Raw genomic sequence first — 18,137 nt, forward strand, 5'->3', positions numbered from 1 at the left:
TTTATGACGCTCCGCTAATCCCGAATGATGATGAAACGATTATTCACGCTGTTGTGCGCGCTGACGCTGGCCTGCGCCGCCGAAGCCAAAACCGTCGAGGCCGCGTCGCCCGGCGGAAATCTCCGACTTGCGGTCGATGTCGCGGACCGGATCACTTATGGCCTTTGGTCCGGGGAGGACAAAATATTGGAAAACTGTACGCTGTCGCTGACGCTTGCCGACAGGACGCTGGGCGAAAAGCCCCGCCTGCGGAGCGTGAAGCGTTCGTCGGCCGACGAGGTGCTTGAACGGCGCAATCCGACCAAGAACGCTTCTGTGCGCAATCGTTACAACGCCGTGCGGCTCAATTTCGCAGGCGGTTACGCCGTGGAGTTCCGGCTGTTCGACGACGGTGCGGCCTACCGTTTCGTGACGTCGCTTCCGGGCGAAGTTGAGGTCATGGGCGAGGCGTGCCGGCTGGGATTTCCCGCCGGAAGCGAAGCGTGGCTTTCCGAGGTGGACGGTTTCCGGTCGATGTACGAGGAGCCTTATACCCGTGTGGCGACGGCGGAATACGATTCGGCGGACCGTATGAGCTACCTGCCTGTGCTGGTCGGTATGCCCGGCGGTAAGAAAGTGCTGCTGGCCGAATCCGGCGTGCGCGATTACCCCTGCATGTTCGTCCGGGGCGACGGCGCGGGCGGCTTCGAATCGCTGTTTCCGCGTGTGCCCAAGGAGTATGCCCCCGCCGGCGACCGCAATCTGAAGATCGTCGCGGAGGAGCCGTATATCGCCCGCACCCAAGGAACGCGCACCTTCCCGTGGCGTGTGGCGGTCGTTGCGGAAAAGGACGCCGCCCTGCTGGAGAATGAGCTGGTCTGGCTGCTCGCCGAACCTGCGGCCGACGCCGACTGGGAGTGGGTGAAACCGGGGCTGGTCAGCTGGGACTGGTGGAACGGCATGCGCCTGACGGGCGTCGATTTCCGGGCCGGGCGCAATACCGAGTCCTACCGTTACTACATCGACTTCGCCGCCCGATACGGTATTCCCTACATCATCATGGACGAGGGCTGGTCGGCTTCGACGACCGACGTCTTCCATCCCAATCCCGATCTCGATCTGCAGGAGCTGATCGCCTACGGCCGGGAGCGCAACGTGCAGATCGTACTTTGGCTGACGTGGTTGGCGGTCGAGAAGGACATGGACCGGCTCTTCGCGACGCTGGAGGAGTGGGGGATTCCCGGAGTGAAGATCGACTTCATGGACCGTAGCGACCAGTGGATGGTCGGCTATTACGAACGGGTGATGAAGTGTGCCGCCCGGCACCGCCTTTTCGTCGATATGCACGGCTCCTATACACCCAAGGGGCTTTACCGCACCTATCCCAACCTGCTCACCTACGAAGGGGTGCTCGGCATGGAGCAGGGGGCCCGCTGCAAGCCCGAAAACAGCAACTGGCTGCCCTTTATCCGCAATGCCGTCGGACCGATGGACTTCACGCCCGGCTCGATGTTCTCGGCGCAGCCCGAAGACAACCGTTCGACGGGGGCCAATCCGATGGGAACGGGTACGCGCGCCTACCAGATGGCGCTCTACGTGGTTTTCGAAAGCCCGCTGCAGATGCTCGCCGACAATCCGGTGCTCTACCGCCGCGAGCATCCCTGCACGGAGTTTCTCGCCGCGGTTCCCACCACGTGGGACAGCCTGCGCGTCCTGCACGCCGCATGCGGCCGGGAGGTCGTCGTGGCGCGCCGCAAGGGCGACAAGTGGTACGTGGGCGGCATTACGAACGACCGGCCCTATACGACCGAAATCGCGCTCGACTTCCTGCCTGCGGGCCGTACCTTTACGATGACTTCGTTCGAGGACGGGGTGAACGCCGACCTGCAGGCCACGGACTACAGAAAACGGGTGCGCGAGGTGGACGCCTCGACCGTCGTGAAAGTGGAGATGGTTCGCAACGGCGGCTGGGCGGCCGTGATCGAGTAGCGGGGCGGGATTTTTCAAGCCTTTCCTGCACTTGGTCTTATGGCGGTTGCGGGGCTTTGGCTCCGTGTCCGGAGACGTGGATTATGAAAAAGGAGATGCCGAAAAGCATCTCCTTTTACTTTGTAGTGTGTGCGCGTTCTGCGGCGATTCGTTTTGCAGGCATGCGTTGCCGCGGGACGCATTTTGCGGCGACTTGCAGATGCTGCGGGCGCGTACCGGATACGACCGCATTGTGTTGTGGCCGCGCCGTATAATAGTGCGGCTGTTGCCGTTGCGGTGGTGTATACTGCGCCGCGGCAGGTGCTTGGGCACTGCGGCGTGATGCGCCGTTAGGCGTCTTGAAGCGATGTCGCAAGTTCCCCGGTTTGCGGCGCATATTCCCGCATCCGGTAGAGCTGGTCCCGCAGGCGCGGGATGAAGCCCGCTTCGCGGATGGCGGACTGAATGCCTTCGGCGTCGAAACTGTTGTGCGCCCCGGCCGACGATACGACGTTCTCTTCGATCATGATCGACCCCATGTCGTTGGCTCCGCTGTGCAGGGCCGCCTGTGCCGTGGCCTTGCCCACGGTGAGCCACGAAGCCTGAATGTTGGGGATATTGTGCAGCATCAGCCGGCTCACGGCGATGATGCGCAGGTATTCGAGCGGCGAAAAGCGGGTTTCCACGCCCTGCCGTTCCAGCTCGGTGCCCGTCGAACGGAAAATCCACGGGATGAAGGCGATGAAGCCGTAATTGCCTTCGGGACAGCGGGTCTGCAGGTCGCGGATGCGCAGCAGGTGGTCGATGCGCTGGTGCGGCGTCTCGACGTGCCCGTACATCATCGTCGCCGAGGTCGGCAGATTCAGGCAGTGGGCTTCGTGCATCACGTCGAGCCACTTCTCGACCGAAGGTTTGGCGGGGGAGATGGCCCGGCGCACGTCTGAATCGAGCATCTCGGCTCCTGCGCCCGGCAGCGAATCCAGTCCCGCGGCCATCAGGCGGCGCAGGGTTTCGAGCGTCGTCAGCCCGCTTATGCGGGCGATATGCGCCACTTCGGGCGCGCCCAGCGCATGCAGCCGCAGCGAAGGGTAGCGCGATTTCAACCCGCTGAACAGCCGTTCGTAGAAGTCGATCTTCAGTCCGGGGTGCAGGCCGCCCTGCAACAGCAGCTGGTCGCCGCCCAGACGGAGCGTGCGGTCGATTTTTTCGCAGTACTGCTCCATCGTGGTGATGAACGCCCGGTCGGTCTGGTGGGGTTTGCAGTGGAAGTTGCAGAACTTGCAGCCCGAAATGCAGACGTTGGTGATGTTGACGTTGCGGTCGATCTGCCACGTCACGACCTGAGGATCGGGAACCACGGCGCGGCGCACCTCGTCGGCCACCAGCGCCAGCTCCTGCAGCGGGGCTTCGTCGTAGAGCCGGTAGGCTTCTTCGCGCGAGAGCGGCTCCCGCCGCCGGCATTTGTCGTAGATGCGCTGCACGGCCTATCGGTTTTTGCGGCGGTTGCTGCGGCGTACCTGCGGTCTCTGCCCTTCGGCGGGCGCCGGGGTGCGGAGTCCGTCGAGCAGCACCTCGAAATCGAGCTGGCGTTTCTGCAGGTCGGCGCGTTTGACGCGGATGCGCACGGCGTCGCCCAGCGTCATGCGGCGGCCCGTCGAGCGGCCGATGATCTGGTAGTTGGGCTCGTCGAACTGGAAGAAGTCGCCGTCGATGTCGCGCAGGAACGACATGCCCTCGATATGGGTCTCGTCCAGCTCGACATAGATGCCCCACTCGGTGAGTCCCGAAATATGTCCTTCGAACTCTTCGCCGATGCGCTCCTTCATGAATTCGACCATCTTGTACTTGATCGACGCGCGCTCGGCTTCGGCGGCGATGACTTCGCGTTCCGAAGCGCGGAAGCACAAATCTTCGAGCATCGCCTTGTCGGCCGCCTTGCCGTCGGCGAGATAGCGCGCCAGCAGGCGGTGGACCATCATGTCGGGGTAGCGGCGGATGGGCGAGGTGAAGTGCGTGTAATAGGGGAATGCCAGTCCGTAGTGGCCGATGTTGTCGGTCGTGTAATACGCCTTGGCCATCGACCGCACGGCCATCGTCGATACGGCGTTCTCCTCGGTCGTGCCCTTGATCTGGGCGAAAAGCTTGTTCAGCTCCTTGGCTACGGCGCGGCCCTTGGTGGCCTTGAAGATATGTCCGAAGCGGAGGATGAACTGCCGGAAGTGGTCCAGCTTCTCCTCGCTCGGCGAGTCGTGGACGCGGTAAACCATCGGACGTTCGACGGTGCGGCCCTTGTCGGTCTTGCGTTTGCCGCAGAACTCCGCGACGCGGCGGTTGGCCAGCAGCATGAACTCCTCGATCATTTGGTTCGATTCCTTCTGCTCCTTGAAATAGACGCCCAGCGGTTTGCCTGTCTCGTCGAGTTTGAATTTCACCTCTTCGCGGTCGAAGCTGATCGCGCCGTTCTTGAACCGTTGCCGGCGAAGCGCCTGCGCCAGCCGGTTGAGTGTCTGGATCTCTTCGGCGTAGTCGCCGCGGCCCGTCTCGATCACCTCCTGCGCCTCGGCATAGGTGAAGCGGCGGTCGGAATAGATCACCGTGCGGCCGAACCACTCTTCGAGGATGTCGAGGTTCTCGTTGAGGGTGAAGACCGCCGAGAAACAGAGGCTCGTCTCGTGCGGGCGGAGCGAACAAAGCTCGTTCGAAAGCCGTTCGGGCAGCATCGGCACGGTGCGGTCCACCAAGTAGACCGAGGTGCCGCGTTCGACGGCTTCGTCGTCGATCGTCGATTGGGGGCGCACGTAGTGGGTCACGTCGGCGATATGCACGCCGATCTCCCAGATGCCGTCCCGGACCCTGCGCACCGAAAGCGCGTCGTCGAAGTCCTTGGCGTCGGCCGGGTCTACCGTGAAGGTCGTCACCTGCCTGAAGTCGCGGCGTGCCGCGATCTCCTTGGCGGTGATGCTGCCGTCGATGGCCTCCGCTGCCTGCTCGATTTCGGGGTCGAAGCGGTAGGGCAGCTCGTATTCGGCCAGAATGGCGTGCATCTCCGTGTCGTTGTTGCCCGCCATGCCGAGCCGTTCGACCAGCTCGCCCACGGGGCTTTTGCTGCCTTCGGCCCAGTCGGCGATGCTGACCACGACCTTTTCGCCGTCTTTCACGTCGGGGTATTGCTTTTTCGAGAGGTAGATGTCCATCGGCATGCGGCGCGAGTCGGCCCGCACGAAGATCTGGTGCGCGCCCACCTCGGCCACGCCGACATAGGGTTTGCGGCTGCGTTCGACGATGCGCGTGATTTCGCCTTCGAATTTCCCGTCGCGGCCGCGGTGGATGGCCACCACCTCCACGCGGTCGCCGTTCAGGGCGTTGGCCGTGTTGCGCTGGTTGACGAAAATATCGTTCTCCTCGCCCTCGACCCGTACGTATATCGAACCGCTCGCCGTCATGTCGGCGATGCCTTCGAAGTGGGGCAGGTGCTTGTGCGTGAGCCGGTATTTCTCGCGGGCGCACTCTTCGACGATGCCTTCGTCGTGCAGGCGTCCCAGTATTTCGAACGTCTCGCGGCGTCCCTCTTTCGTCGCGCCGCCCGAAGCCGACGCGAGGTGTTTGAGCGAGAATTTATTATTGGGGAATTCACGGAAGAGACTCAGGATGACTGCCGCCCGATCCGTGTTTTTCGCGCCCCTTGCGGGACGGTTCTTTTGTGATTGCTTTTTCATTTCTTCAGAATTTGGAGGGCGAGACGTTTCATGTAGTCTATGCCCGTGTCGATGGCCCCTTCGTCGGGGTTGAACGTCGCCGTATGGGGCCGTCCGGCCGCGGCGCCCACGCCCAGCCGGTAGAACAGCGACGGATATTTGGTACAGTAGAAGCCGAAATCCTCCGCCGTGGTGCGCAGCGGCAGCATTTCGACCCGCAGTCCGGCTTCCGCGGCCAGCGCCGCCGCATGCTTGACCAGCGCGGCGTCGTTCACCACGCAGGGGTAGCCCCGGCTGATATCGACGTCGGTCCGCACGCCGTGGCGCTTGTCGATGTCCGCGGCGAAGTTGCGGATGCGTTTGTGGATGATTTCGCGCTCGCGCTCGTCGAAGGTGCGAAGCGTGCCTTCGAGATAGACCTGATCGGGCACGATGTTGGTGGCGCCCCCGGCTTCCACGCGGCCGATCGAGAGCACGCACTCTTCGTGGTTGAGCGCCACGAGCCGCGTCACGAACTCTGCGGCGGCCGCCACCGGATCCTTGAGTTGCGGGCGCATGGCCCCGTGGCCGCCCGTCCCGTGCACCGTGAAGCGCAGTTCGTCGCTTGCGGCCATGTATTTGCCGGCGCGGAATCCGAGCGTCCCGACTTCGAGCTGCGGCTCGACGTGTTCGCCGACCACGGCCCGGACGTCGTAGCCTTCGAACGGATTTTCGGCCAGCACCAGCGACGCACCGCCCGGATTGCACTCCTCGCCCGGCTGGAACAGCCCGAATATCGTGCCGCGGAAATCCGGCTCGGTGGCCAGCTGCTGCAACACGCCGAACAGCACCGCGGCGTGCATGTCGTGGCCGCAGGCGTGCATGACCCCTTGGTTGCAGGATTTCCAGTCGAAGTCGTTCCGCTCGTCGATCGGCAGGGCGTCGATGTCGGCGCGCAGTACCACGGCCCGGCGTTTGGGGTCGGCTTTGCCGCGGCCTTCGATCTTAGCCAGCACGCCCGTTTCGGCTATGGGACGGTGCTCGATGCCCAGCTCCGAGAGCCGGGCGGAGATAAAGGCCGCCGTGTCGTGCTCCCTGAACGACAGTTCGGGGTGCATGTGCAGGTGACGGCGGAATTGGATGGGATTCATTTGAGTTAAAATATCGCTTTTGCTATCTTGATGATATTGTCGGCCTTGCCCATCGGGTAGTAGTGCAGTACGGGGACTCCGGCCTGTTTCAGCTCCCGGCTCTGGGCGACGGCCCATTCGGTGCCGACTTCGCGGATCGCCTTCGGGTCCTCCCGGTGGCGCAGGACTTCGCGTTCCAGCTCTTCGGGAATGCGGCAGCCGAAGATCTGCGGCAGCAGCGTCAGGTGGCGCAGCGTCGAGAGGGGTTTGATGCCGGGGATGATCGGCACCGCGATGCCCGCTTTGCGGCAGCGGCGCACGAAGTCGAAAAAGCGGGCGTTGTCGTAGAAGAGCTGCGTGACGATGTACCCGGCTCCGGCGTCGATCTTCGCCTTGAGGGCGGCGATGTCGGCTTCGGGCGAGGGGGACTCTTCGTGCCCTTCGGGGTAGCCGGCCACGCCGATCGAGAATTTCGAGTGGTGGCACTCCTCGACCTCGCCGTCCACGAATTCGCCGCGGTTCATGGCCGCGATCTGCCGCACGAGGTCCACGGCGTGCGAATGGCCCTGCGGGTGGGGCATGAAGAACTTTTCGTTCTGCGATTTGTCGCCCCTGAGCGCCAGTACGTTGTGCAGGCCGAGGAAGTCGAGGTCGATCAGCGCGTCCTCGATGTCGTATTTCGACTGTCCGCCGCAGATCAGGTGCGGCACGACTTCGACGCCGTACTTCTTCTGAATGGCGGCCGAGATGCCCACCGTGCCGGGACGGCGGCGCACCACGTGCCAGTCGATGCCTCCGTCCGGACGCACGGACTGCTTGATTCCCTCGCGGTGGAAGGTGACGTTGATGTAGGCCGGGTCGAATCCGATGAGCCGGTCGATGGCCGCGAATACGCCGCCCATGCCGTCGCCCTTGAGGGGCGGGAGCAGTTCGAACGCGAAGCGCGTGCGGTGTTCGGCGATGGCCGTATTGATTATGTCCAGAACATTCATGGTTCGGTCTGTTGTTGCTTTGGTTCGGCGGGCGGGGCCGCCGGGGCGTTCCCGCGCGTTAAATATTATTGGGTATCAGTTTCTTGATCTCTTCGACCTCCATGCCGCGCCGCCGGGCGTAGTCGAGCAGCTGCTTGGTGTCGATCGTGCCCACGGAGAAGTAGTCGGCGTCGGCGAACATCAGTCCGCAGAGCGCTTCGCCGGGATCGATCATGTAATTCTCGGTGAGCTTCATGCCCGTCGTCATTTCGACCGACAGCAGGTCGAAGACCTCGCGCTTGAGCGAATGGTCGGGCGACGCGGGATAGCCGAAGGCCATGCGGCGGCCGCGGTACTGGCCGCGGACGGTCTGCTGCGGCGTGAGCGGCTCGCCCGTTTCGTAACCCCACATCTGTCGCCGCACGAACGTGTGCACGGCTTCGGCGAAGGCTTCGGTCAGCCGGTCGGCCAGCAGTTTGGCCATGATGGCGCCGTAGTCGTCGCCCTCGGCGCGGAATTTTTCGCAGAGCTCCCTGAGTCCGATGCCGGCGGTGACGGCGAAACAGCCGATCCAGTCGCCCTGCGGCGCGATGCAGTCCGCCAGCGAGCGGTTCTCCTCCCCGCGCGTCTGGTTGCGGAGCATCGCCAGCCGGCGTTCGCGGCCTTTCTGGTCGGTGATCCAGATGTCGTCGCCCTCTGCGCGCGCCGGGAAGATCCCCACGGCGGCCTGCAGCGTGAGCAGCCGCTCGTCGCGGATGCGGGCCAGCAGGGCCTCGGCGTCGGCGAAGACCTTGCGCGCTTCGGCGCCTTTTTCGGGGTGGTCGAGGATTTCGGGATAGCGTCCCTTGAGACCCCATGCCGCGAAGAAGAAGCTCCAGTCGATATAGGGTTCGGCGTCGGCGACGTCGAAGTCGGGGAAGACCATGCGGCCGGGGTGCAGCGGCTCGACGGGCAGGTGCGGGGCGGCGCCTTTGCGGGTCTTGCGGACCTCGACGATCGGAATCAGGTTCCGGGTGCGTTCGGCGCGCAGGTAGTCGCTGCGCAGCGCCTGCTGGTCGGCGCGGACCTTGTCGGCGTACAGCTGGCCGTCGGGACCGAGCAGCTGCGCCAGAATCTGGCTGTTGCGGCTGGCGTTGGGCGAGTGTATCACCAATCCCGAATAGACCGGGGCGATCTTCACGGCGGTATGCAGGTCCGAGGTCGTCGCGCCGCCGATGATGACCGGAAGGCGCAGCGCGCGGCGTTCCAGCTCCTCGCAGACGTGGGCCATCTCGTCGAGCGACGGGGTGATCAGGCCGCTCAGGCAGATGCAGTCGGCGCCCCACGCCACGGCCTCTTCGACGATCCGCTGCGACTCGACCATCACGCCGAGGTCCTTTATCTCGTATCCGTTGCAGGCCATCACGACCGCCACGATATTCTTGCCGATGTCGTGTACGTCGCCTTTGACCGTGGCGATCAGCACCTTGCCCGCGTTGTGAGGGGTCTGGGCGCCGCCTTGCTCGATGTAGGGGGTCAGGGCCGCCACGGCGCGCTTCATCACGCGGGCGGTCTTCACGACCTGCGGCAGAAACATCTTGCCCTCGCCGAAGAGCGTGCCGACCCGCTCCATGGCGGGCATCAGCAGGGTGTCGATCACGGCCATCGGCGTTCCGAGGGCTTCGTAGCCCTCCAGCGCGTCCTGCTCGATGTAGTCCGCTACGCCCTTGAGCATGGCGTGGCCGATCCGTTCGGCGAGCGTTCCCGCGCGCCATGCGTCGGGGACCTGCGGCTGGGTCTGGGCCGTGGCGCGCACCTGCTGCGCATATTCGGTGAGCCGTTCGGCGGCGTCGGCCCGGCGGCAGAGGATCACGTCCTCGACGCGTTGGAGCAGTTCGGGTTCGATCTCGCTGTATATCTTCACCATTTGCGGGTTGACGATGCCCATGTCCATGCCCGCGCGGATGGCGTGGTAGAGGAACGCCGAGTGCATCGCTTCGCGCACGGCGTTGTTGCCGCGGAAGGCGAACGAGAGGTTCGACACGCCGCCCGACACCTTTGCGTAAGGCAGGTTTTCCTTGATCCAGCGCGTCGCGTCGATAAAGGCTTTGGCGTAGCCGTCGTGTTCGGGAATTCCCGTCGCCACGGCCAGTATGTTGGGGTCGAAGATGATGTCTTCGGCGGGGAATCCCGCGTCGGTCAGCAGGCGGTAGGCGCGTGAGGCCACCTCGATCTTGCGCTCGCAGGTGTCGGCCTGTCCCTGCTCGTCGAAGAGCATCACCACCGCGGCGGCTCCGTAGCGGTGTATCTCCCGTGCGCGGCGCAGGAATTCGGCTTCGCCCTCCTTGAGCGAGATCGAATTGACCACGGCCTTGCCCTGCGTGACCTCCAGACCCGCCGCGAGCACCTCCCATTTCGAGGAGTCGATCATCGTCGGCACGCGGGCGATTTCCGGCTCCGAGGCCATCAGGTTGAGGAATGTGCGCATGGCTTCGACGCCGTCGATCATGCCGTCGTCCATGCAGACGTCGACGATCTGCGCCCCCGCATCGACCTGCGCACGGGCTACCGACAGGGCCTCTTCGTAATTGCCCTCGCGGATCAGGCGGGCGAATTTGGCCGAGCCTGCGACGTTGGTGCGCTCGCCGACGTTGACGAAATTGGTTTCGGGCGCGATGCGCAGCGGCTCCAGTCCGCTCAGCGTCGTGACGCGGCGCGGCGCCGGAACGGGGCGCGGGGCATAGTTGCAGGCGATTTTCGAAAGTTCGAAGATATGCGCGGGCGTCGTGCCGCAGCATCCGCCGACGATATTGACCAGTCCGCGGCGCATGTATTCGCCCACGTCCTCGGCGAACATCTCCGGGGTCTCGTCGTAGCCGCCCATGACGTTGGGAAGTCCGGCGTTGGGGTGCGCCGAGATACGGAACGGGGCCGTTTCGGCCAGCCGTTCGAGGTAGGGCAGCAGCTGTTTGGCTCCGTAGGCGCAGTTCAGGCCGAGGGAGAGCAGCTGCGCGTGCGACAGCGAGGTGCAGAAGGCCTCGACGGTCTGTCCCGACAGGGTGCGGCCGCTGGCGTCGGCCAGCGTGCCCGACGCCATGACGCGGATCGTGCGGCCGAGTTTTTCGGCCAGCGCGTCGATCGCGTAGAGGGCCGCCTTGGCGTTGAGCGTGTCGAAGATGGTCTCGACCAGCAGGATGTCGGCTCCGCCGTCCAGCAGTCCCCGCGCCTGATCGGTGTAGGCTTCGACGAGTTGTGCGAAAGTCACTTCGCGGGCCGCGGGGTTCGCCACGTCGGCCGACATCGAGGCCGTGCGGTTGGTGGGCCCCATCGAACCCGCCACGAAGCGGGGTTTCTGCGGGTTGCGGGCCGTAAATTCGTCGGCCGCGCTGCGGGCCACGGCCGCCGCCGCTCGCGACATTTCGTAGGCATACGCCTCCAGTCCGTAATCGGCCAGCGATACGGCGTTGGCGTTGAACGAGTCGGTTTCGATGATGTCGGCCCCCGCCTGCAGGTATTTGACGTGGATTTCGCGCACCGCTTCGGGCCGCGTCAGGGCCAGCAGGTCGTTGCACCCCTTGAGCAGCGCGGGCCACTCGCGGAACCGTTCGCCCCGGTAGTCCTCTTCTGTCAGTCCGTACTGCTGGACCATGGTGCCGAAACCGCCGTCGAGCAGCAGGATGCAGGATTCGAGTTGTTCGTATATGTCGGCCATTTATTTCTCTCTGATTTCGATTTCAAACAGTTTGTTCCAGTTCTTGCCCGTGACGAAGATGCGCCCTCCGGCCGCGTCGTATGCGATGCCGTTGAGCACGTCGGTCGCCGGAGTCACGTCCTCTTCGGGCAGCAGCCCCGTCAGATCGACGATCCCCTCCACCGCGCCCGTCGCCGGGTCGATGATGACGATTTGGTCGGTGGTGTAGACGTTGGCCCATATCTTGCCGTCGATCCACTCCAGCTCGTTGAGGAAGTTGAGCGTCTCGCCCCGGAGCGTCACCGTGGTACGCTTTTCGCGTTTGAAGGTGGCCGGGTCGAGCGTGTAGATGTTTGCCGTGCCGTCCGACATGTAGAGCTTCTTCCCGTCGGTCGTGAGGCCCCAGCCCTCGCCGGGATAGCGGAACTCCCTGATTTTCTCTCCCGTCCGGGCGTCGTAGACATAGGCTTTGTTCGACTGCCACGTGAGCTGGTAGACCTTGCCGTCCAAGAGGGCGATCCCTTCGCCGAAGTCCTCCTTGGGAAGACGTGCGAAGACCTCCGCGCGGCCCGTCGCGAGGTCGAGCGTCTGCACGACCGATTCGCCGTGCTGGCCCGTGCCTTCCCACAAACGGCCGTCGGCGTATTGCAGGCCCTGCGTATAGCTGGTCGCCGGGTGCGGGTGGACCGCCCGGACGCCGTAGGTGTATTCCTTGGGTTCCGCCGGCGCCGCGGGGCGTTTGGCCCGGACCTGATTGCCGCCGCACGAAGCCAGCAGCAGTCCCGACAGCAGAACGGTAGCGAACTTTCTCATCTCTTTCTTGTGAATTCGTCAGCAAAGACAGCGCGAGCCGGAAACGGAAGCGAATTTATTCGGCCGGGCCGGACGCCGCCTGTCTGAGCGGAGGTTTATCCTCCGCAAAGATAGGAAAAACCCGCCATATGACGAATTTTTTGACTATCTTTGCATTTACCCGCGTTTTCGGATGCCTGCGCATTTTCCGAAAACAGCCTTTGCGGAGTTTGCCGCCGCCGGCTGCAATACACTATATTTTAGAAAAAATATTGGTTTGTCCGCGAAAATCGCTATCTTTGCGAGCCGATTTCGGAAATAAGACAATAACAATATAGAAAGCATTCATTATGAAGATCGTAAGAGAACAACGCGAAGAGAACAATTCGCTGCTCAAGGTAACGGTGGGCGAAGAGGATTACGGCCAAGCCGTCGAGAAAGAGTTGCGCGAATACAGGCGCAAGGCCAATATTCCCGGTTTCCGCCCCGGCATGGTGCCCATGGGCCTCGTCAAGAAGATGTACGGCAAGGGCGTGCTGGCCGAGCAGGCTTACCGCACCGCCTCGAACTCGGTGTTCGAGTATCTCCAGAAGGAGAACATCGATTACTTGGGCGACGTGATTCCTTCGGAAGAGCAGGGCGATTTCGATTTCGAGAACGGCAAGGAGTTCGAATTCGTGTTCGAAATCGGCGAGGCTCCTGAGATAAAACTCGAACTTTCGGACAAGGATAAGCTGACCTACAGCAAGATCAAGGTGGACAAGAAGATGCACGACGACTACCGCGCCAACTACCTGCGTCAGTACGGCCGTCTGGTCGATGCCGACGAGGTGACTTCGGACGAGGCGCTGTCGGTCACGCTCGACAACGGCGAGATGAACGTGGCGGACGCTTACGTGGGCCTGATCTCGATGTCGGAGGAGGAGCGCAAGCCTTTCATCGGCAAGAAGGTGGGCTTCAAGACCGAAGTCAATGTCAACGAACTCTACAAGAACCCGTCGCAGCGCGCCGCCGTGCTGCAGGTCAAGGAGAACGAGCTGGAGGGCATCAAACCCGAATTCACGCTCGAAATCACCAAGATCCGCAAGTTCGCCGAACCTGAGCTGAACGAGGAGTTCTTCAAGACGGCATTCCCCGGCGGCGAAGTGAAGGACGAGGCCGGACTTGACAAGTTCATCGACGCGCGCATCGAGCCGGAGCTGCGCCGCGAAAGCGACTACCTCTTCACGCTCCAGCTGCGCGACTATCTGGTGCAGAAAGCCGGTCTGAAGATGCCCGAATCGTTCCTCAAACGCTGGCTGTATACGATCAACGAAGGCAAATTCTCGATGGAGGACATCGACAAGGACTTCGACCAGTTCCTGAAGATGTTCACGTGGAACTACCTGCAGAAGCACTTCATCAAGCAGGACAATATCACGGTGACCAAGGACGAGGCGCTCGCGGAAGCCAAGGCGCTGGCCGCCGCGCAGTTCGCGCAGTACGGCATGCCGTCGGCTCCCGAAGATATGCTGGCCGGCTATGCCGAGAAGATCCTCGCCGACAAGGATCAGGGACAGAAGATCTACGAGAAGCTGTACGAAGTGAAGGTCGTGGAGGATGTGAAGTCGAAGATCAAGGTGACGGAAAAAGCCGTATCTGCCGACGATTTCGCCAAATTGGCCAAGGCGCTTTAGTATTTGCCGAAAAAAGATTATCTTTGGACTTTGCAGGCGTGATGTTTGCAAAGTCCTTTTGTTTGACGATATACAGCTTTAAACGCCGTTTCGGCGACAGTCCGCCGCCCGCAGCTCCCGCCCGGAGCCGGCCGTGGGCCGCGAATAAGAGATGCCGGGCTGCCGGCCGGCGGTAAAAACGATAGCGACAAACGATAACGAACGATAACAATTACGATAATTTATTATGTCAGAATTTGAAAAATACGCACGGAAACACTGCGGGATCAGTTCGCTGAAACTGCACGATTTCCAGTCGGTCAGCGGCGCCTACGTGTCGCCTACGATCATCGAAGAGCGTCAGCTGAATATCGCCACGATGGACGTCTTCTCGCGGCTGATGATGGACCGCATCATCTTCCTCGGCGCGCCGATCTACGACGACGCGGCCAATATCATTCAGGCGCAGCTGCTGTTCCTCGAATCGGTCGATCCCGAAAAGGACATTCAGATCTATATCAACTCGCCCGGCGGTTCGGTTTCGGCCGGACTGGGCATTTATGACACGATGCAGCTGGTCAATTCCGACGTGGCGACCATCTGCACGGGACTGGCCGCTTCGATGGGCGCCGTGCTGCTCACGGCGGGCGCCAAGGGCAAGCGTTCTGCGCTTCCCCATTCGCGGGTGATGATCCACCAGCCGCTGGGCGGTGCGCAGGGACAGGCCTCGGACATCGAAATCACGGCACGCGAGATCATGAAGACCAAACGCGAGCTGTACGAGATTCTCTCGGCCCATTCGGGCGTCGCGCTCAAGAAGATCGAGAAGGACGCCGACCGCGACTACTGGCTCTCGGCGCGCGAAGCCAAGGAGTACGGGCTGATCGACGAAGTATTATCCAAACGCGGGAAATAATGGCATCGGGAAAAGGCAACAACCATAAGAACGGGGCGGGCGGCGACTGCTGCTCGTTCTGCGGCGCCAAGCGCAGCGACGTGGAGATCATGTTTCAGGGCATCGACGGCGCCAACATCTGCAACAAATGTATCGAGAACGGCTACCGGATCATCGTCGAGAACGACGTGGCTTCGGAGCGCGGCGGCAGCGCCGCCGCTGCGCCGCTCAAGATGGAGGAGCTGCTCAAGCCGGCCCAGATCAAGGATTTCCTCGACCAGTATGTCATCGGTCAGGACGACGCCAAGCGTTATATGGCCGTGGCCGTTTACAACCACTACAAGCGGCTGCTCTACGCCCCCAAGGAGGACGAGGTAGAGATCGACAAGTCGAATATCGTGCTGGTGGGACCCACGGGTACGGGCAAGACGCTGATGGCCCGCACGATCGCCAAACTGCTGAAGGTGCCCTTCACCATCGTGGACGCCACGGTGCTGACCGAGGCGGGCTACGTGGGCGAGGATGTCGAGAGCATCCTTTCGCGGCTGCTGCAGGTCGCCGACTACAACGTCGAGCAGGCCGAACGGGGCATCGTCTTCATCGACGAGATTGACAAGATCGCCCGCAAGGGCGACAACCCTTCGATCACGCGCGACGTTTCGGGCGAAGGCGTGCAGCAGGCCCTGCTGAAGATTCTCGAAGGAACCGTGGTCAACGTGCCCCCTCAGGGCGGGCGCAAGCACCCCGAACAGAAATTCATTCAGGTCGATACGCGCAACATCCTCTTCATCTGCGGCGGCGCGTTCGACGGCGTGGAGAAGAAGATCGCCCAGCGTCTGAACACCCGCGCCATGGGGTACGGACGGCTCCGCGCCGACCGCATCGACCGCAACAACCTGATGCAGTACATCACGCCGCAGGACCTCAAGTCGTTCGGACTGATTCCGGAGCTGGTGGGGCGTCTTCCGGTGCTGACCTACATGCAGCCCCTCTCGCGCGAAGCCTTGCGGTCGATTCTCACCGAACCGAAAAACGCCATCGTCAAGCAGTACAAGCGGCTTTTCGAGCTGGACAACGTCAAGCTTACGTTCGACGACGCGGTGCTGGATTACATCGTGGACAAGGCCGTCGAGTTCAAACTCGGCGCCCGCGGCCTGCGTTCGATCTGCGAGGCGATCATGATGGACACGATGTTCGACCTGCCCTCGACCGACACGCGGAAATTCGTCGTGACGTTGCCATATGCAAAGAAAAAGATAGAAAAAGCAAATATTTTAGAGCTTAAACAAGTTGGGTAGTATCTTTTTTATTACTTTTGTGGCAGAAGATACGCTGATTAATACAAAGACTTTAAAACTTTAAATACTCATGTCATCTACCAATTCCAAACTAACGCGTGTAGCGGACAATATCCGCATTTTGTCGGCCGCCATGGTCGAAAAAGCCAAATCGGGACACCCCGGCGGCTCTATGGGCGGCGCCGACTTCATGACGGTGCTCTATACCGAATTTCTGCGGTACGATCCGGACAATACGTCTTACCCCTACCGTGATCGTTTCTTCCTCGATCCGGGCCACATGTCTCCGATGCTCTATTCTACGCTTTCTCTTGCCGGGTACTATACGACCGAAGACCTTCAGTCTCTGCGTCAGTGGGGCAGCGTGACGCCGGGTCACCCGGAAGCAGACTTCGCGCGCGGTGTCGAGAACACTTCCGGCCCTCTCGGACAGGGTCATGCCATGGCGCTGGGCGCCGCCATCGCGGAACGGTTCATGGCTGCCCGCTTCGGCGAGTGGATGGCGCACAAGACCTACGCCTACATCTCGGACGGCGCCGTGGAGGAGGAGATTTCGCAGGGCGTGGGCCGTATCGCCGGCCATCTGGGCCTGAGCAACTTCATCATGTACTACGACTCGAACAACATCCAGCTTTCTACGAAGGTGGATGAGGTTATGACCGAGAACGTGGCCATGAAGTACGAGGCGTGGGGGTGGAACGTGCTGTCAGTGGACGGACATAACATCAACGAAATCCGCGAGGCGCTCGTTGCCGCGAACTCCGAGACGGAGCGTCCTACGCTCATCATCGGCCGCACGGTCATGGGCAAGGGCGCCAAAGGCCCCGCCGGCGAGAGCTTCGAGGACAAGGTTTCGACCCACGGGCAGCCGCTTACGGCCGCCGGTGCCGACTTCGCCGCTACGGTGAAGAATTTGGGCGGGGATCCGAACGATCCGTTCGCCGTTTTCTCCGAGAGTCGCGAAGCGTTCTCCGAGCGCCGCGAAGCGTTGCGCGCATGGGCCTCGCGTCAGGCCGAGGTCGAGAAGACGTGGCGCGCCGAACACGGCGATCTAGCCCGCAAACTGGATATGTTCCTTTCGGGGAGCCTGCCCGAAATCGACTACAAGTCGATCGAGGTGAAGGCCGGCGTGGCGACGCGCGCGGCATCGGCTGCGGTGCTGGGCGTCTTCGCCGAGACGATCGAGAACATGATCGTGGCTTCTGCGGACCTTTCGAACTCGGACAAGACGGACGGCTTCCTCAAGAAGACCAAGGCCTTCACGAAGGGCGACTTCAGCGGCAAATTCTTTCAGGCTGGAGTCTCGGAACTGACGATGGCCTGCGTGGCCAACGGCATGGCGCTGCACGGGGGTGTGATTCCTGCGTGCGGCACGTTCTTCGTCTTCTCGGACTACATGAAACCGGCAGTGCGTCTTTCGGCGCTGATGCGCCTGCACGTGATCTATATCTGGACGCACGACTCGTTCCGCGTTGGTGAGGACGGTCCTACGCACCAGCCGATCGAGCATGAAGCCCAGATCCGCCTGATGGAACACCTCAGAAACCACCACGACGAACGTTCGATGGTCGTGCTGCGCCCGGCCGACGGCGATGAAACCGTCATGGCGTGGAAGCTGGCCGTCGAGGAGCAGCGGCCCGTTGCGCTGGTGCTGTCGCGTCAGAACATCAAGAGCCTTCCGGCGCTGGGCGCCAGCCGCCGCGAGGAGGCCGCACAGGTCGCCAAGGGCGGTTACGTGGTGCTTGATTCGGCCAAGCCCGAAGTTGTGATGGTCGCCACCGGCTCGGAGGTCTCGACGCTCGTTGAGGGCGCCGAACTGCTTGCCGCCGAGGGTATCGCCGTTCGGGTGGTGAACGTGCCGAGCGAGGGCCTTTTCCGCGACCAGCCCCGTTCGTATCAGGAGAGCGTGCTTCCGGTGGGCGTGGTGCGCTACGGCCTGACATCGGGACTTCCTGTGAACCTGATGGGTCTTGTGGGCGAGAAAGGTATGATCCACGGTCTGGATCACTTCGGCTATTCGGCTCCCTATACGGTTCTCGACGAGAAGTTCGGTTACAACGGCAAGACCGTAGCCGAAGAGGTCAAGAAACTGCTCGGAAAGTAGT

At 62.3% G+C, this 18,137-nt stretch carries 11 protein-coding genes; 5 read left to right on the forward strand and 6 right to left on the reverse strand.

What is annotated here, in order from left to right:
- Positions 1 to 27: 27 nt before the first annotated feature.
- Positions 28 to 1,968 carry a glycoside hydrolase family 97 protein gene (locus tag ACESTR_RS07655; RefSeq protein WP_302269579.1) on the forward strand — a complete coding sequence of 647 codons (1,941 nt, stop codon included), beginning with the start codon at positions 28 to 30 and terminating at the stop codon, positions 1,966 to 1,968.
- A gap of 329 nt (positions 1,969 to 2,297) precedes the next feature.
- On the opposite strand, the gene ACESTR_RS07660 is transcribed toward ACESTR_RS07655, so the two are convergent.
- Genes ACESTR_RS07660 through ACESTR_RS07685 form a run of 6 tightly spaced genes read right to left on the reverse strand, consistent with a single transcriptional unit; the run spans position 2,298 to position 12,205 of the window.
- Positions 2,298 to 3,428, reverse strand: coding sequence for a CofH family radical SAM protein (locus ACESTR_RS07660; RefSeq protein ID WP_009597748.1), 1,131 nt, complete (start codon positions 3,426 to 3,428; stop codon positions 2,298 to 2,300).
- A 3-nt stretch (positions 3,429 to 3,431) separates the two neighbouring features.
- Positions 3,432 to 5,663 carry a ribonuclease R gene (gene rnr, locus ACESTR_RS07665; protein ID WP_373179056.1) on the reverse strand — a complete coding sequence of 744 codons (2,232 nt, stop codon included), beginning with the start codon at positions 5,661 to 5,663 and terminating at the stop codon, positions 3,432 to 3,434.
- Positions 5,660 to 6,772 (reverse strand): M20 family metallopeptidase, encoded by a 1,113-nt coding sequence (locus tag ACESTR_RS07670; protein ID WP_281807845.1) that lies wholly within the window; start codon positions 6,770 to 6,772, stop codon positions 5,660 to 5,662. The genes rnr and ACESTR_RS07670 overlap by 4 nt, the downstream gene beginning before the upstream one ends.
- A 5-nt stretch (positions 6,773 to 6,777) precedes the next feature.
- Positions 6,778 to 7,743: a methylenetetrahydrofolate reductase gene (locus ACESTR_RS07675; RefSeq protein WP_227042521.1), complete on the reverse strand. Its 966-nt coding sequence runs from the start codon at positions 7,741 to 7,743 to the stop codon at positions 6,778 to 6,780.
- Positions 7,744 to 7,801: 58 nt separating this feature from the next.
- Complete coding sequence (gene metH / locus ACESTR_RS07680) at positions 7,802 to 11,413, reverse strand: methionine synthase (RefSeq protein ID WP_373179057.1); 3,612 nt, start codon at positions 11,411 to 11,413, stop codon at positions 7,802 to 7,804.
- The gene (locus tag ACESTR_RS07685) at positions 11,414 to 12,205 is read right to left on the reverse strand and encodes a glutaminyl-peptide cyclotransferase (RefSeq protein ID WP_217729346.1); all 792 of its coding nucleotides are present in this window, start codon (positions 12,203 to 12,205) and stop codon (positions 11,414 to 11,416) included.
- 329 nt (positions 12,206 to 12,534) lie between these two features.
- Between ACESTR_RS07685 and ACESTR_RS07690 the strand changes: the two genes are divergently transcribed.
- From ACESTR_RS07690 to ACESTR_RS07705, 4 genes are all read left to right on the forward strand, one after another.
- Positions 12,535 to 13,860, forward strand: a complete 1,326-nt coding sequence (locus tag ACESTR_RS07690; protein ID WP_278506242.1) for a trigger factor — start codon at positions 12,535 to 12,537, stop codon at positions 13,858 to 13,860.
- Positions 13,861 to 14,086: 226 nt separating this feature from the next.
- A complete protein-coding gene (clpP, locus tag ACESTR_RS07695) occupies positions 14,087 to 14,755 on the forward strand; it encodes an ATP-dependent Clp endopeptidase proteolytic subunit ClpP (protein ID WP_009597808.1) in 669 nt (222 codons plus the stop codon).
- The gene (clpX, locus tag ACESTR_RS07700; RefSeq protein WP_009597780.1) at positions 14,755 to 16,032 is read left to right on the forward strand and encodes an ATP-dependent Clp protease ATP-binding subunit ClpX; all 1,278 of its coding nucleotides are present in this window, start codon (positions 14,755 to 14,757) and stop codon (positions 16,030 to 16,032) included. Before clpP ends, clpX begins: the two co-directional genes overlap by 1 nt.
- 70 nt (positions 16,033 to 16,102) lie before the next feature.
- Positions 16,103 to 18,136 carry a transketolase family protein gene (locus ACESTR_RS07705; protein ID WP_373179058.1) on the forward strand — a complete coding sequence of 678 codons (2,034 nt, stop codon included), beginning with the start codon at positions 16,103 to 16,105 and terminating at the stop codon, positions 18,134 to 18,136.
- Position 18,137 lies beyond the last annotated feature (1 nt).

This window comes from Alistipes sp. DJF_B185 (assembly GCF_964250025.1).
In the GTDB taxonomy this organism is placed as follows: Bacteria; Bacteroidota; Bacteroidia; order Bacteroidales; family Rikenellaceae; genus Alistipes; species Alistipes finegoldii.